This window comes from Shewanella sp. Isolate11, assembly GCF_022398315.1.
Classification (GTDB): domain Bacteria; phylum Pseudomonadota; class Gammaproteobacteria; order Enterobacterales; family Shewanellaceae; genus Shewanella.
On sequence record NZ_JAKEVF010000003.1, the window covers coordinates 266202 to 282536 of the forward strand.

Sequence of the window (16335 nt, forward strand, 5' to 3'; positions counted from 1 at the left end):
TATTTTTTCTAGTTTTACTCTAGTCTATTGCTGGAGGTTAGCGAGTTATAGTTGAAGGTCACTGTTCACGGGAGTGGCAAATGAGCGCCAGATTTAAATCGTTAACATGGAAACAATCAACTTTAGTTGTCTTTTCTGCGCTATTTTTTGCCATCGCTATTTTTCTCGTCGAAGTCGCCCTTGTTTGTTTTTCAGCTCGCCAACAACTGACGGCCTCACAAAACGAGCTGCTCGACTCTATTGAGCATCCCGCCGCCAACGCCGTTTGGGCTCTTGATGATAACTTAGCAAGCCAAACCCTTGAAGGCGTACTCAAAGTCGATCATGTTGGTTCGGCAATTATCAAACTCGACGATGGCAGTATCTTTGTCTCCATGAGTCATCCGAGCAACCGCAATGTCTTAGTGCAAAGATTAAGTGAGAAGCTATTCGGCGATTTAAAACAGATGTCTCGTACGCTTTATCGACCCTCTTTCTTTAACGGTGAAAATCGGCAGCAAATTATTGGGCAAATTATTGTCAGCTATAACACTCAAGAATTAACCCATACACTTTTCACTCAGTTAAGGTTTAGCTTCCTTGCCACCTTAGCTCGCGCTTTATTAATCACCTTAGTGTTATCTATCTTGTTCCATCGCTTCTTAACTAAGCCTATTGCCGAGATAAGTGAGGCCATCGATAAGATCGATCCTGAATGTCCCGATGAAAATTTACTGCCTACATCAGCAGCACACCAAGATGATGAACTGGGATTAGTGACCAGTAAGTTTAATCAGATACTGAGCCAATTTGGCCAAACTCAAAACAAGTTACGCCGCATGGCAACCCGCGATCCACTCACCAGCTTGCCTAATCGCACCTTATTGCTCGAAACTATAGCGGTGACTATCCAACGGGCACGAGTCCATAAAAGGCAATTTACCCTACTATTTATAGACTTAGATCGCTTTAAAAATGTTAACGATTCACTAGGCCATGCAGTCGGTGATCAATTCCTTGCCCGAGTAGCGCGGATTTTAGAGCGCGTCGTCGGCGATAAAGGTACAGTAGCCAGGCTCGGCGGTGATGAATTTGTGATTTTAGCCGATGAAATTCAAACCCCAGATCAGGCCGCTAATTTCGTTGATAAGATATTAATTCAGCTCAATGTGCCATTACAGCTCAACGAGCACACAATCCATCCTTCGGCCTCAATCGGTATCTCAATTTATCCTGATGATGGTATTACCGCAGAAGATCTCATCCGTCATGCCGACATCGCTATGTATAGCGCCAAAGCTGAAGGCTCGAACCAATGGGCTTTCTTTAAACAACAGATGACCGAGCGTGCTGCGGTTCGATTACGCACCGAAGCCTCGTTATACGATGCGCTGAAAAACAACGAATTCGTACTTCATTTCCAACCTAAATTTGATATTGAAACCGGCGAGATAGTCTCTTGTGAAGCCCTCATTCGCTGGCAAAAAGAGGGGCGTCTGATTAGCCCTATGTCATTTATTCCTGTGGCAGAAGAAACCGGTATCATCATCCCATTAGGACGCTGGGTTATCGAAGAGGCTTGTAAAACACTAAAAAAATGGCAAAAAGACTATAACTTTACCTTACCCATTGCAGTTAATGTGGCATCACAACAATTTGTCGATCCCAGTCTGGTTCCCGATATTAAGCAACTATCATTACGCTATCAAATTGAGCCCAGCCTGCTGGAAATTGAGATCACCGAAACATCGCTAATGAATGATATAGAATTAGCCATCAGCAAACTAGAGCAATTAAAGTCAGCAGGCTTTGGTATCGCAGTTGATGACTTTGGTACAGGTTATTCATCTCTCTCCTACTTAAGACATCTACCTATCACCACCCTGAAAATTGACCGTGGTTTTGTTGCAGACTTGCCTCATGACAGTGCCATTGCATCCACCATTTTATTATTAGGTAAACAACTGGATCTAAATATTGTCGCCGAAGGGATCGAGAATGAGCAGCAACTTGATTGGCTAAAAAAAATGAAATGCCAAATAGGACAAGGCTTCTATTACAGCCAACCACTGGCTTTAGATGATTTTGAGCAGCGTTATATTAAATCTGTAACGGCCAGCATTAGCCATATTTAATGACCGATAAAAGAGTAAGCAACTTCCAGTAACAAAACTACTGGGACAGTAAGCTGAGTTTATTTATAAAGGCTTGAGTACAAAATAGCATGAAACAGGCATAAAAAAAGGAGGCTCAGCCTCCTTTTTTTACTACTTCACTAATGCAATATTAGCGACGTAGACCTAGCTTTTGGATGAGCTCAAGGTAACGAGCGTTTTCAGTACGCTTTAGGTAAGCAAGAAGCTTACGACGAGAACTTACCATACGAAGCAAACCACGACGTGAGTGATGATCATGGATGTGCTCTTTAAAGTGATCTTGCAGATGGTTAATCTGTGCAGTTAAAAGAGCGACTTGAACTTCTGTTGAACCAGTGTCATTTGAACCACGACCGAAATCAGCCAAGATTTGTGCTTTTACTTCTGTACTTAGTGACATTTTTTTCTCCAAAAATAATATAAATGCTTCAGCCGATCACTAACTCAGCCGAAGAGAGCGCGGTATAGTACCTATTTTACCCTTAGCTTGCAAGTATTAGTTAGACTCGTCATGCAAGACAACTAACCGTTTAGGCGCCAGTAAGCCATCATCATTCATCACACCAATACCTACAAACGTTCGCTGCTCACCTAAGGTAATACGCACCAATTCATCGACGGGTAAATTAGAGACCTGAACAGGATTACCATTCATCAAATAATGAGCCAATTCATCAGAGACGTTGATCTCTTTAAAACCTGCAACAGCTGTATCCATGGGTAATAACAAGGGATCGAGCAACTCTTTTGGTGGGCATTCCTGTTCTTGCGCTTGTGCAAGTAGGGCCTCTAGTTGCTCAAGGGTCACCATCTTTTCATAAGGGTAGCCTGCAACAGCTGTTCGGCGCAGCATGATCACATGAGCACCGCAACCTAACATCTCACCCAAATCATCAATAATGGTGCGAATATAGGTCCCTTTAGAACAATGAATATCTAAAGTTAATTCATCGCCTTCAAGCTTAATAAAGTTCAATTCAAACACGGTAATTGGGCGTGCTTCGCGCGGGACTTCAATCCCTTCACGAGCGTACTTATACAGTGGCTGACCTTGATACTTAAGCGCCGAATACATTGAAGGCACCTGCATGGTATCACCACGAAAATGCGCTAATGCGTTGTCGAGTTCTTGCTGGGTAAAATTAACTTCACGAGTCTGTACCGCTTCACCATCGGAATCGCTGGTATCGGTACGAACGCCAAGCTTAGCGGTAACTAAATAGCGCTTATCGGCGTCAAGCAGATGCTGCGAAAATTTAGTTGCCTCACCCAAACAGACTGGCAGCATCCCGGTTGCTAAAGGATCTAAAGCACCGGTATGCCCCGCCTTAGCGGCATTATAAATACGCTTAACCCGTTGCAAAGCAAAGTTAGAACTCATTCCAGTGTCTTTGTCGAGCAGTACAATACCGTCGACTAAGCGGCCTCTGGGTTTACGCGCCATTATTTATCACCTTGATCTAAATCTTGTGCGTCATCGGCATCTTCACTGCCGTGTTGCTGCGCTTTTTTCTGATCAGAGCTGATCACTTGCGACACCAAGTTAGACATACGCATACCTTCGACTAATGAAGCATCGTAGATAAAGCGGATTTCAGGCATAACCCGTAACTTCATACGGCCTGCAACTAGCGAGCGCACATAACCCGATGCGGTTTCCAGCGCGGCTAACTTCTGTTCAACGACTTCTTTATCTTCTTCGAAAAAGGTGACGTAAACTTTGGCATAGCTCAGATCGCGTGACACATCAACGTCATTCACAGTCACCATACCGATACGCGGATCTTTTATATCGCGCTGTAATACTTGTGCAAGCTCTTGTTGAAGCTGCTGAGCAATACGGCGAGTACGACTAAATTCTTTTGCCATAATGTTTTATCTCTTAACTAAAAAAGGCGGCTTACGCCGCCCCTTTTCGATTATAAGGTTCGAGCGATTTCGACCGTTTCGAAGACCTCTATCTGATCGCCAACTCTGACGTCATTATAGTTCTTCACCCCGATACCACACTCCATACCATTACGCACTTCATTCACGTCATCTTTAAAGCGACGTAGTGATTCAAGCTCACCTTCATAGATAACCACGTTGTCACGTAGTACACGAATTGGTGCGCTGCGTTTGATAGTCCCTTCGGTAACCATACAACCCGCAATAGCGCCAATCTTAGGCGACTTAAACACGTCACGAACTTCAGCCAGACCAATGATCTCTTGCTTAAATTCTGGTGCTAACATACCGCCCATTGCAGCTTTAACTTCATCGATAAGATGATAGATAACGCTGTAGTAACGTAGGTCAACACTTTCACTTTCGATGGTCTTACGCGCCTGCGCATCGGCACGAACGTTGAAACCAACCATGATAGCGTTAGAAGCCGCTGCAAGTGATGCATCGGTTTCTGTTAATCCACCTACACCACTAGCGATGATGTTCACTTTAACTTCATCGGTAGACAGCTTGTTCAATGAATCAGAAATCGCTTCAAGAGAACCTTGAACATCGGCTTTAAGTACGATGTTAAGTTCCTGAACTTCGCCTTCTGTCATATTAGCGAACATGTTTTCAAGTTTAGATTTCTGCTGACGAGCCAGCTTAACATCACGGAACTTGCCTTGACGGTATAAAGCAACTTCACGTGCTTTACGCTCATCACGTACAACAGTAGCTTCATCACCAGCTGATGGCACGCCAGAAAGGCCTAAGATCTCAACTGGAATAGATGGACCCGCTTCAGTGATTGATTTACCGTTCTCATCTTTCATTGCACGGACTTTACCGTACTCAAGACCACACAGAACGATATCACCTTGCTTAAGGGTACCTTCTTGAACCAATACGGTAGCCACTGGGCCGCGACCTTTATCCAGTTTAGACTCAACAACCACACCAGCAGCCATACCTTCGCGTACCGCTTTCAATTCAAGAACTTCGGCTTCTAGCAAGATGCCTTCAAGTAGCTCATCTACACCTTCTCCAGATTTAGCAGAAACGTGACAGAACATGTTGCTTCCGCCCCAATCTTCTGACATTACGCCATGCTGAGAAAGTTCAGACTTAACGCGATCAGGATCGGCTTCAGGCTTATCCATCTTATTTACCGCAACAATCAGTGGTACACCGCCCGCTTTAGCGTGTTGGATAGCTTCGATGGTTTGTGGCATTACACCATCATCGGCAGCAACAACCAGAATAACGATATCGGTAGCCTTAGCACCGCGAGCACGCATTGCGGTAAACGCTGCGTGACCAGGAGTATCTAAGAAGGTGATCATGCCGTTTTCGGTTTCAACGTGGTAAGCACCAATGTGCTGAGTAATACCACCGGCCTCACCAGAAGCCACTTTCGCGCGACGAATGTAATCCAATAGCGAAGTTTTACCATGGTCAACATGACCCATGATGGTCACAACTGGTGCACGAGGTTCAACTTTAACGTTACCGTCACGGTCAGCAAGTACTTGATGTTCTAATTCGTTTTCACGAGTTAGTACCACTTTATGCCCCATCTCTTCTGCAACCATCTGCGCAGTTTCTTGATCGAGCACTTGGTTAATCGTAACCATAGACCCCATCTTCATCATCTGCTTAATGATTTCAGTCGCTTTAACAGCCATCTTCTGTGCTAACTCAGCAACGGTCACTGTCTCGCCAATGCTTACATCGCGTGTAACTGCTGCAGCAGGTTTGTTGAAGCCGTGATCCATTGACTCTGGTGCGTTGCGTTGGTTGCGATTATTACGTCCACCACCGCGAACATCTCTACCACCACGCTTCTTGTTGGCCGCATCTTTCTTGCCACCAGCAGGTTTACGCGCACGGCGCCCACGCTTCTCAGCATTCATGTCAGCAGTATCTTCTGCAGCTCGCGCTTCAGATGAGGTTGTAACGTGATGATCGGCGCTGGTCTCAGACTCTTTACGTTGACGCTCTTCTTCAGCCCAACGCTTTTCGTTTTCTTCAGCTAAACGACGCGCTTCTTCTGCAGCGGCTTTAGCTTCTTCGTCCGCTTTTGCTTTGGCAGCAGCTTCTTTAGCAGCTAACAAACGTGCTTCTTCGATTTTAGCGGCTTTCTCTTCTGCAGTTTCTGCAATGGCCGGCTTAGCTTCTGCGGCCTTTTTAGCTTTCACTTCGGCTTCAGCTTTAGCCTTGGCTTTTGCTTCTGCCTCGGCTTTTGCTTTGGCATCTGCAGCAGCTTTTGCTTCAGCATCGGCTTTTGCCTTTGCTTCTGCTGCAGCTTTTGCTTCGGCCTCAGCTTTGGCCTTAGCTTCAGCTTCTGAAGCGGCATCACGCTTTACAAAAGTACGCTTCTTACGAACTTCAACTTTAATATCTTTAGACTGACCACCACTGCCAGACACGCTAAGTGTCGAAACAGATTTACGCTGTAAGGTCATCTTGGTTGGCGCCGAATCGCCACCATGTTGTTTTTTCAAAAACTCAAGTAACTGCTGTTTCTCTTGTTCAGAAACAGTGTCGCTCTTGGTTTTCTTAATTCCAGCCTCAGAAAACTGCTCAACTAATCGATCAGCACTTTTCCCTACTTCTTCGGCCAGTTTTGCTACTGTGGTATCTGCCATCTGTAAACTCCCCTCTGTTGATCGACTTATGCTTCTTCGCCAAACCAACAGATATTGCGGGCAGCCATAATAAGCTCACCAGCCTTTTCTTCTGTTAATTCTTCAATCTCGATCAAATCATCAATGCCTTGTTCGGCTAAATCTTCAAGCGTAATTACGCCTTTACTTGCAAACACATACGCCAAATGACGCTCTAAACCTTCTAGTGCAAGTAAATCTTCGCTCGGCTCAGCACCGTCAAGTGCTTCTTCGGATGCCAAAGCCCGTGTAGAGATCGCTGCTTTAGCGCGTTCTCTCAATGCTTCAACGATATCTTCGTCGAAACCGTCGATTTCCAATAGTTCAGACTCAGGCACATAAGCCACTTCTTCCAATGAGGTAAAACCTTCATCGGCGAGTACTTGAGCGAAATCTTCATCGACATCCAGTGCATTAACAAACAAGTTAACCACTTTGGCACTTTCGGCCTGGTGCTTAGCTTGCATATCTTGCACTGTCATTACGTTTAGCTCCCATCCCGATAACTGGGTGGCTAGACGCACGTTTTGACCGTTACGGCCAATTGCCTGCGCAAGTGAATCCGCTTCAACAGCGATATCCATTGAGTGGTTATCTTCATCAACGATGATAGAGGCCACATCAGCAGGTGCCATGGCGTTGATCACAAATTGTGCTGGATTATCATCCCAGAGCACAATATCAACACGCTCGCCACCCAATTCATTTGATACAGCTTGAACACGCGCACCACGCATACCCACACAAGCACCAATTGGATCGATACGACGATCGTTAGACTTAACCGCAATTTTAGCGCGTGAGCCTGGGTCACGAGCCGCGCCCATAATCTCAATCATCTCATCAGCAATTTCCGGTACTTCTACGCGGAAAAGCTCAATCAACATATCTGGCTTAGTACGAGTTAAAAATAACTGCGCGCCACGCGCTTCTGGACGTACTGCGTAAAGCAAAGCACGAACACGATCACCTGGACGGAAGCTTTCACGTGAAATAAGGTCTTCTTTAAACAATACCGCATCGGCATTGTTGCCTAAATCAACCACTACGCTTTCACGATTACTCTTCTTCACCACTCCGGTGATCAACTCGCCTTCTTTCTCGCGGAATTGATCAACAATTTGTGCACGCTCAGCTTCACGTACTTTTTGTACGATCACTTGCTTAGCTGTTTGGGTCGTAATACGGTCGAAAACCACAGATTCGATTTCATCTTCAATATACTCACCCACTTGGATCTCTGGGTTTTCGTATAAAGCAGCTTCAAGCGTGATCTCACGGAATGGGTTTTCTAATGCTTCACCATTATCGTCGACAACCATCCAACGACGGAAAGTTTCATAGGCCCCCGTCTTACGGTCGATAGCAACACGAACTTCGATATCGCCTTCGTACTTTTTCTTGGTTGCTGTGGCCAGCGCTATTTCTAACGCTTCAAAAATCTTTTCACGCGGTACGGCTTTCTCATTTGAAACCGCCTCAGCGACTAGCAGAATCTCTTTATTCATCCTCTTGCCTCGTTCACCTTGAATCCATCAAAACTTCGCGATTAAGTTGCCTTTACGGATATTATCCAAAGCAACAATCAGTTCTTTGCCATCGACGGTTAGAGTGAGCATCTGCCCCTCTACACCAGTGACGGTACCTTTTAAATTACGACTACCCGCGACAGGCATAGTCAATTGAACCTTTACAGTCTCACCGAGGTAAAGCGCATATTGCGCCGCATTAAATAACGGTCTATCTACACCGGGAGAAGAAACTTCTAATGTATATTCGGTTGAAATTGGGTCTTCAACATCGAGAACGGCACTGACTTGACGACTCACATCGGCACAATCGTCGATAAAAATGCCATTTTCATTATCTATGTATACGCGCAAAATCGAATGTTTGCCTGCATGCACATACTCAATGCCCCAAAGGCTGTGGCCTAATGCTTCAACTGGTGCAATAAGCATCTGTTCCAGTTTACTTTCTAAAGTTGCCAAGGTGTTACCCCCCGAAAAACAAAAAAGGGCCTATAGCCCCAGTACGACATCGCCAGTTGGCGATATTTCAAAAGTCCAGATAACAAAAAACCCCGTAATAACGAGGTCATAGCATTCAGAACCTGTATCAGAAATGAATTAAATTCATCACTGGGAAGCTGGTTGCGGGGGCCGGATTTGAACCGACGACCTTCGGGTTATGAGCCCGACGAGCTACCAAACTGCTCCACCCCGCGTCAACTGCTGCAATTATATTGATAGTCACCTATATTTGCAATAATAAAGCCGACTTACAGCAGACTTTATTCAATTTAAATTCACTCAATGCATTTATATCGATTGAATTTAAAATTGGTGCGGATGGAGGGACTTGAACCCTCACGAGCATAGCTCACCACCCCCTCAAGATGGCGTGTCTACCAATTCCACCACATCCGCATCATTTTATTTTTAGCTGACCTTTTTATAAGACACTGAGGTTTGTCTTGGGCCATCTAAAGGTCACAGCACTCATAACATGCCGTCACCCAACTTAATCGACGATTAAGCCTTAGTCAGGAATTTTATCTTCTGACTTTTGAGTATCAGCTGCATCAGTTACAGGTTGTGTAACCGCGGCATCAGAACCCAAATCTTTCCACGTATCTTCATGCTTAGCATGGTTGGCGCTTAAGTTACCAATGGTAAGACTCAAAACGAAGAAACCAATTGCTAAAATTGCAGTCGTGCGTGTTAAAAAATTACCTGAACCTGATGATCCAAATAATGTCGCTGAAGCACCGGCTCCAAAAGAGGCTCCCATGTCAGCACCTTTACCTTGCTGGATGAGAATTAGGCCAATTAAAGCCAATGCAACCAACAAGTAAACAACCATTAGAACTTCGTACATATTATGCGCTCATTGCTATCGAACATAAACTTAAAAACTCGGTAGAGTTTAAGCTTGCACCGCCTATCAGTCCACCATCTACATCAGGTTGAGCAAATAGATCTGCTGCATTACTCGGCGTTACGCTACCACCGTACAAAATCCTGATATTTTCTCCAATAAATGGAGACACTTCAGACAGACGCTTGCGAATAAACGCATGCACTTCTTGCGCCTGTTCTGGCGTAGCGCTCTTACCCGTTCCTACGGCCCATAGTGGCTCATAGGCGATAATCGCGTTATCAAAAGCCATGGTGCCATTTTTTTCAATCACCACATCCAACTCTTCCGCAATCACCTCAAAGGTACGACGTGCTTCACGAGCTGGACCTGACTCACCTACACATAAAATAGGTGTTAGGCCATGCTTTTGAGCTGCAGCGAATTTTTCCGCCACAATATCACTTGTTTCACCGTACATACGGCGACGTTCGGAGTGGCCGATAATCACATATCGACATCCTGAATCTGACAACATCTGCCCCGACACTTCGCCAGTATAAGCACCAAAGTCATGCTGACTTAGGTTTTGTGCGCCCATTCTGACTAGACAACCATTTAAAGCTTCTTTATTGGCGTCGAGTTGCTGACGTACACTTTCCAGAAATATACTAGGCGGACATAAGACTACTTCCGCTGAATCATTTTGAAGCTTGGTAGCGAACTTATTGAATAACTCTCGTGCTAACTGCGCACTGCCATTCATTTTCCAGTTACCAGCGACCATTGGACGTCTTAGTGCCATCACTGTCTCCTTCTGAAAGCGGCGTGAATAATAGCGAACCACTTGTGAACTTACAATACCTAAATACCGAATTTTTGTGATAAACGCGTTAGCCGACTACTTTTTATCCTCAAAGCCAATGCAAGCATCCGACTTTAGGCATAAAGCAATATTACCTAACCATAAAATAGGATAAGGAAAGTCATTCACTCCAAGGCAGTATTTGCAGTAACTCATTATTCTGATTTAAAAATGATAATCCGGCTATAGGTCATATCATAAATATGAATACTGATATTGGGTGGTGGATATCCTCAGATAAAAGGATATCCAACTTTTTTTATTTTTTACTTTACACTAAGGCTCTTATGGCGTCGGCAATGGTGTTGGCATGACGAGTCACTTCGACTTGGTCATCACCTTCTACCATGACACGAATCAAAGGTTCAGTGCCAGATTTACGTAAAAGCACTCGGCCGCGTTCACCTAATAGCTTCTCGACTTCTGCCTGTGTGGCTAATACGCTTTCAGCTTTGAGTGGATTATGCTTACCCTCGAAACGTACATTAACTAACACTTGAGGTAGCATGGTTATGCCTTGAGTGATCTCTTCTAACGTGGCACTCTTACGACGCATAGCGGCAAGCACTAAAATACCAGCAATAATACCGTCGCCAGTTGTACCATGATCTAAATTAAGAATGTGACCTGAGTTTTCACCACCGATACGCCAGCCATGCAGCTTCAGTAACTCCATGACGTAACGGTCACCGACTTTAGAACGCGCAAAAGGTATATCACGCCCTTTCAACGCCAACTCAAGACCCAAGTTAGACATCAAGGTTCCCACCACACCACCTTGTAAAACCCCTCTGTCTTGCGCATCGCAGGCTAAGATATAGAGAATGACATCACCATCAACCACGTCACCATGACGATTAACCATCATGATACGATCGCCATCACCGTCTAATGCAATACCTAAATCAGCTTGCTCGGCGACCACAGTCTCGCGGATCTTTCCGAGTGAAGTGGCGCCCACTTCATGATTAATATTGATACCATTCGGTGATGCACCAATCACTACGACTTCTGCGCCTAACTCTCTAAATACACTAGGTGCAATATGATATGTAGCACCATGAGCACAATCGACCACGATTTTTAAGCCATTTAAGCTTAACTCTGCAGGAAAGTTCCCCTTACAATATTCGATATAGCGTCCCGGCGCATCTTCAATACGCGACACTTTACCTAAGAGGTGCGACTCGACACACTCAAGCGGCTTGTCTAATTCTGCTTCAATCTCAAGTTCAATGGCATCATCAAGCTTGCTACCGTCATTAAAAAAGAACTTAATGCCGTTGTCGTAATAAGGATTGTGTGATGCACTGATCACCACCCCGGCCTCAGCTCTGAAAGTACGAGTTAAATAAGCGACTGCTGGCGTTGGCATGGGTCCCATTAACATCACATTTAAGCCCGCGGCTGACAATCCGGCTTCCATCGCCGACTCAAAAAGGTAGCCAGAAATACGCGTATCTTTACCGATTATCACCTTGTTAGTGCCTGCACGCGACAAAACTCGCCCTGCAGCCCAACCTAATTTTAATGCAAGTTCGGGCGTCATCTTGCCTGCCCCTACCTTGCCTCTAATACCATCGGTACCAAAAAATTTTCTCACTAAGTAACCCCTTACTTACTCTTGAGGAAGGTTTACTTCCCCATTTGTCCTAGAATCTTGATAAAAAACTGCGACTATAATGCCTGATAATGACGACAAGCTTGTATGACTTTGATCATGTCCGCCGTTTGTTTTACATCATGCACCCGAAGAATATGGGCACCATGCTGAATACTCAACATCCCCGCAGCTAAACTTCCCGCCATTCGCTGATCGACATCCACCTGCAGTAATTGTCCTATCATGCTCTTACGTGACAAACCAATCAACATCGGCAACTGATAAGTATCAAATTCGGCTAACCGATTCAGTAATTCATAATTGTGACTAAGGCTTTTACCAAATCCGAAGCCAGGATCTAACACTATGTTAGCTCGATCAATACCCGCATTTTCACAGGCCTGAATGCGTGCATCAAAGAAGTCGCTAATATCTTGGATTATATCCTGATATTGCGGTGCTTGCTGCATTGTACGGGGTTGCCCCTGCATATGCATCAAACAAACTGGCACACCGAGTTTTGCCGCTGTGGCTAACGCATCAGGCTCTTGTAGTGCACGCACATCATTGATCAAATGTGCGCCACTGTTGACAGCTGCTTGCATCACTTTTGCTTTACTGGTGTCAACTGAGATCCACACATCATGATTCCTACTCACATATTCAATCAGCGGAACCACACGCTCTAATTCTTGTTCGACAGAGACATCAGCTGCACCTGGGCGAGTCGATTCACCACCAATATCGATAAAACTGGCACCTTGATCAACCATCTCATCGGCATGACGACAGGCAAGTTCAAAACTAGAAAACTGACCACCATCGGAAAAAGAATCTGGCGTAACATTAAGAATACCCATGACTTGAGGCTGATTCAGGTCGATAACTTTCTGACCACTAACTAATTGCAAAAGGCTGTCCTCTATCAAACTAAATAACCTAAGACTTATCGACTGTGGTTGTCTGAGCTCAGGTTAAATAACAGATGCTGTTTATTATCTGAATATGGTTAAAGTTCTGGTGATATAAATAAATGTCATTCTTTTAAAGTAATCGCTATTACTACATCGATAATTAATGACTATCAATATGTTACCACTGTGCAACTTAAAAGCATTTAACCGATGATGATTTCAACATAAGAAATACGATCAACTCTGAAAATAATACTGCTGAAATAAGAAAACCCCTTTACGGGGTTTTCTCTGTTTATTATCACTATCAAACTAACTGATTACTTAGTTACTGGCGACTCGTCGACATCTTTGGGTTCGTCTGTTGTGTCAATCTCTTGTGACTCACTGGTCACTTCTTCAACATCAGCAGGTTTGCCACCACTCTTGTCACCATTATTACCGTTTTCATCCATATTCCAATCTGCTGGGGCACGCACTTCACGGCGAGCCATTAGATCTTCAATTTGAGTCGCATCGATAGTTTCATACTTCATCAACGCATCTTTCATCGAATGGAGAATATCCATGTTATCGGTTAGGAATTTATGAGCACGGTCATAATTGCTATCGATAAGGCTCTTAACTTCGTCGTCAATCACTTTAGCCGTATCATCAGACATATGTTGAGATTTACCCATACTGCGACCAAGGAAAACCTCGTTTTCATCTTCGGCATACAATACAGGGCCCAGCTTGTCTGAGAAGCCCCATTGAGTAACCATGTTACGGGCAATCGAGGTGGCATACTTAATATCTTGAGAAGCACCAGTCGACACACGCTCGCTGCCATAAATCAGATCTTCGGCAATACGACCACCGTAAGCCACAGAAATTTGACTCTCTAACTTTCTCCGGCTCTGACTGATGGCATCAGCTTCTGGCAAGAAGAAAGTCACACCCAGTGCGCGTCCGCGAGGAATAATGGTCACCTTATGCACAGGGTCGTGTTCAGGCACCAAACAACCTACGATAGCGTGGCCTGCCTCATGGTATGCGGTCATCTCTTTTTCATCTTCAGACATCACCATGGTGCGGCGTTCAGCCCCCATCATGATCTTGTCTTTAGCGCTTTCAAACTCTTCCATACCAACAACACGACGGTTGCCACGGGCTGCAAACAATGCTGCTTCGTTTACTAGGTTGGCAAGATCTGCACCAGAGAACCCTGGAGTACCACGAGCAATTACACTGGCTTTCACATCTTCAGCCAGTGGCACTTTGCGCATATGTACTTTTAAGATCTGCTCACGACCGCGGACATCAGGTAAACCCACCACCACTTGACGGTCGAAACGACCTGGACGCAACAATGCCGCATCGAGTACGTCAGGACGGTTAGTCGCCGCAATGACGATAATCCCTTCGTTACCTTCAAAGCCATCCATTTCAACCAGCATCTGGTTAAGGGTTTGCTCACGCTCATCGTGACCACCGCCAACACCAGCACCACGCTGACGACCTACAGCATCGATCTCATCGATGAAGATGATACACGGCGCTGACTTCTTGGCTTGTTCGAACATGTCACGCACACGAGAGGCACCTACACCCACAAACATTTCAACGAAGTCTGAACCCGAAATGGTAAAGAAAGGCACCTTTGCTTCACCGGCAATCGCTTTAGCCAGCAAGGTTTTACCCGTACCAGGAGGTCCCACAAGTAGTACACCAGTTGGGATGCGACCGCCCAATTTTTGGAATTTAGTAGGCTCTTTTAGGTAATCAACCAACTCTTTAACGTCTTCTTTAGCTTCGTCACAACCTGCAACATCGCCAAAAGTCGTCTTAATTTGGTCTTCACTCATCAGTTTGGCTTTACTCTTACCAAACGACATAGCACCTTTACCGCCACCACCTTGCATCTGACGCATGAAGAAAATCCACACACCGATAAGCAGAAGCATTGGGAACCAAGAGATGAAAATCTGGGTTAAGAAGCTAGACTCTTCCGCTTCCTGCCCTTTCATAGTCACGCCTTTACGGTCAAGATCATTGATTAAATCTTGATCATACATTGGCATGATAGTGGTAAATTTTTCTCCAGTACGTTTAGTACCTTCGATAGTTCGTTGGTCGCTTTTGACCTCGACAGTATTAATCTGTCCTGAACGAACATCGTCCAAGAATGTTGAATAATCCATCTTCAACGAATTAGATGAAGAGGGGGAATAACCCTGAAAAACTGACATCAACACAACGGCGATGACAACCCAGAGAATTAAATTTTTTGCCATATCACTCAAAATTACTAGACCTCATAAAGTCTTGCGGTTACTGACTTACTGACGTTAGGTTACTACAACTTGTATCCTGTCGCCACAAGATAGACTTCACGCGAACGCGGTCGCGAAGAGTCTGGCTTACGTGTTTTAACGGTTGTAAAAGCTTGCTTAACCGCTTTCATATATTCGTCAAAGCCCTCCCCCTGAAAGACTTTGACAGCGAAACTGCCGTTTGGTGCCAACACTTGATGACACATATCCAGCGCTAACTCCACTAAATACATAGCGCGTGGCTGATCCACACCACCTGTGCCACTCATATTAGGCGCCATATCAGAAAGCACAACATCGACTTTAGCATCACCTACTCGCTCAAGTAAGGCATCGAGTACTTTTTCTTCACGAAAATCGCCCTGCAAAAAATCGACACCGACAATCGGATCCATTGGCAAAATATCACAAGCGATCACCTTACCATTATCACCAGCAAGTTTAACTGCAATTTGTGACCAGCCGCCAGGAGCCGCACCTAAATCTACCACGGTCATACCGGGACGGATCAGCTTATCTTTTTGCTGTATTTCTTCGATTTTAAACGCCGCACGCGAACGTAATCCACGTTTTTGCGATAACTTTACATAGTGATCATCAAAATGTTCCTGCATCCAGCGAGAGGAACTTGCTGTTCGTTTTTTACCTGACATTTAAAATCCGCGACAAATATAAGTTACACAAAGGCTATATGAGGGTAGAATAGCGGTTTTTCAACAGTAACTCAGCATAAAGTTGGTAGAAATGAACTTAACCACCAAACAAAAACAGCACTTAAAAGGCTTAGCACATAACCTAAAGCCTGTTGTACAGCTTGGTTCCAATGGTCTGACTGAAGGCGTACTGGCTGAAATTGATAATGCACTCTCTCATCATGAGTTAATCAAAGTGAAAGTAGCTTCTGGAGACAGAGAGCTGAAAAATGCAGTCGTTGACGCCATCGTACGCGAAACTCAAGCTTGCAAAGTGCAGCTTATCGGTCACGTATTGGTCCTTTTCCGCCAATCTCCAGAGATGAAGATTGCCATACCTAGAGCAAAGTAAGT

At 44.8% G+C, this 16335-nt stretch carries 14 protein-coding genes and 2 tRNA genes; 2 read left to right on the forward strand and 14 right to left on the reverse strand.

Annotated elements, in window-relative coordinates:
* Window positions 1–80: 80 nt before the first annotated feature.
* Window positions 81–2114, forward strand: a complete 2034-nt coding sequence (locus L1D21_RS10280) for an EAL domain-containing protein (RefSeq protein WP_239845157.1) — start codon at window positions 81–83, stop codon at window positions 2112–2114.
* A gap of 151 nt (window positions 2115–2265) precedes the next feature.
* Here L1D21_RS10280 and rpsO read toward each other — a convergent pair whose 3' ends face one another.
* The 14 genes from rpsO to rlmE all read right to left on the reverse strand — a co-directional run bounded on the left by rpsO (window position 2266) and on the right by rlmE (window position 15942).
* Entirely contained in the window at window positions 2266–2535 is a 270-nt protein-coding gene (rpsO, locus tag L1D21_RS10285) for a 30S ribosomal protein S15 (protein WP_239845158.1), read from the reverse strand.
* Window positions 2536–2631: 96 nt separating this feature from the next.
* The gene (gene truB, locus L1D21_RS10290) at window positions 2632–3579 is read right to left on the reverse strand and encodes a tRNA pseudouridine(55) synthase TruB (protein ID WP_239845159.1); all 948 of its coding nucleotides are present in this window, start codon (window positions 3577–3579) and stop codon (window positions 2632–2634) included.
* Window positions 3579–4004 carry a 30S ribosome-binding factor RbfA gene (rbfA, locus tag L1D21_RS10295; RefSeq protein WP_239845160.1) on the reverse strand — a complete coding sequence of 142 codons (426 nt, stop codon included), beginning with the start codon at window positions 4002–4004 and terminating at the stop codon, window positions 3579–3581. Before rbfA ends, truB begins: the two co-directional genes overlap by 1 nt.
* Before the next feature lie 50 nt (window positions 4005–4054).
* The gene (gene infB, locus L1D21_RS10300) at window positions 4055–6715 is read right to left on the reverse strand and encodes a translation initiation factor IF-2 (protein ID WP_239845161.1); all 2661 of its coding nucleotides are present in this window, start codon (window positions 6713–6715) and stop codon (window positions 4055–4057) included.
* Window positions 6716–6741: 26 nt separating this feature from the next.
* On the reverse strand, window positions 6742–8241 hold the full coding sequence (nusA, locus tag L1D21_RS10305) for a transcription termination factor NusA (RefSeq protein WP_239845162.1): 1500 nt from the start codon (window positions 8239–8241) through the stop codon (window positions 6742–6744).
* A gap of 27 nt (window positions 8242–8268) precedes the next feature.
* Complete coding sequence (gene rimP, locus L1D21_RS10310; RefSeq protein ID WP_239845163.1) at window positions 8269–8724, reverse strand: ribosome maturation factor RimP; 456 nt, start codon at window positions 8722–8724, stop codon at window positions 8269–8271.
* A 159-nt stretch (window positions 8725–8883) separates the two neighbouring features.
* Window positions 8884–8960: transfer RNA gene (locus L1D21_RS10315), tRNA-Met, on the reverse strand.
* A 116-nt stretch (window positions 8961–9076) separates the two neighbouring features.
* Window positions 9077–9162 (reverse strand) — tRNA-Leu (locus L1D21_RS10320).
* Window positions 9163–9274: 112 nt separating this feature from the next.
* Window positions 9275–9613 (reverse strand): preprotein translocase subunit SecG, encoded by a 339-nt coding sequence (gene secG, locus L1D21_RS10325; protein WP_239845164.1) that lies wholly within the window; start codon window positions 9611–9613, stop codon window positions 9275–9277.
* 1 nt (window position 9614) lies between these two features.
* Window positions 9615–10397, reverse strand: coding sequence for a triose-phosphate isomerase (gene tpiA / locus L1D21_RS10330; protein WP_239845165.1), 783 nt, complete (start codon window positions 10395–10397; stop codon window positions 9615–9617).
* Window positions 10398–10728: 331 nt separating this feature from the next.
* Window positions 10729–12060 carry a phosphoglucosamine mutase gene (gene glmM, locus L1D21_RS10335; protein WP_345773514.1) on the reverse strand — a complete coding sequence of 444 codons (1332 nt, stop codon included), beginning with the start codon at window positions 12058–12060 and terminating at the stop codon, window positions 10729–10731.
* Window positions 12061–12134: 74 nt separating this feature from the next.
* Complete coding sequence (gene folP, locus L1D21_RS10340) at window positions 12135–12920, reverse strand: dihydropteroate synthase (protein ID WP_239845296.1); 786 nt, start codon at window positions 12918–12920, stop codon at window positions 12135–12137.
* A gap of 374 nt (window positions 12921–13294) precedes the next feature.
* Window positions 13295–15250 (reverse strand): ATP-dependent zinc metalloprotease FtsH, encoded by a 1956-nt coding sequence (ftsH, locus tag L1D21_RS10345; protein ID WP_239845166.1) that lies wholly within the window; start codon window positions 15248–15250, stop codon window positions 13295–13297.
* Between the two features lie 62 nt (window positions 15251–15312).
* A complete protein-coding gene (gene rlmE / locus L1D21_RS10350) occupies window positions 15313–15942 on the reverse strand; it encodes a 23S rRNA (uridine(2552)-2'-O)-methyltransferase RlmE (protein ID WP_239845167.1) in 630 nt (209 codons plus the stop codon).
* 91 nt (window positions 15943–16033) lie between these two features.
* On the opposite strand from rlmE, the gene yhbY reads away from it, so the two are divergent.
* The gene (yhbY, locus tag L1D21_RS10355; protein ID WP_239845168.1) at window positions 16034–16333 is read left to right on the forward strand and encodes a ribosome assembly RNA-binding protein YhbY; all 300 of its coding nucleotides are present in this window, start codon (window positions 16034–16036) and stop codon (window positions 16331–16333) included.
* Window positions 16334–16335 lie beyond the last annotated feature (2 nt).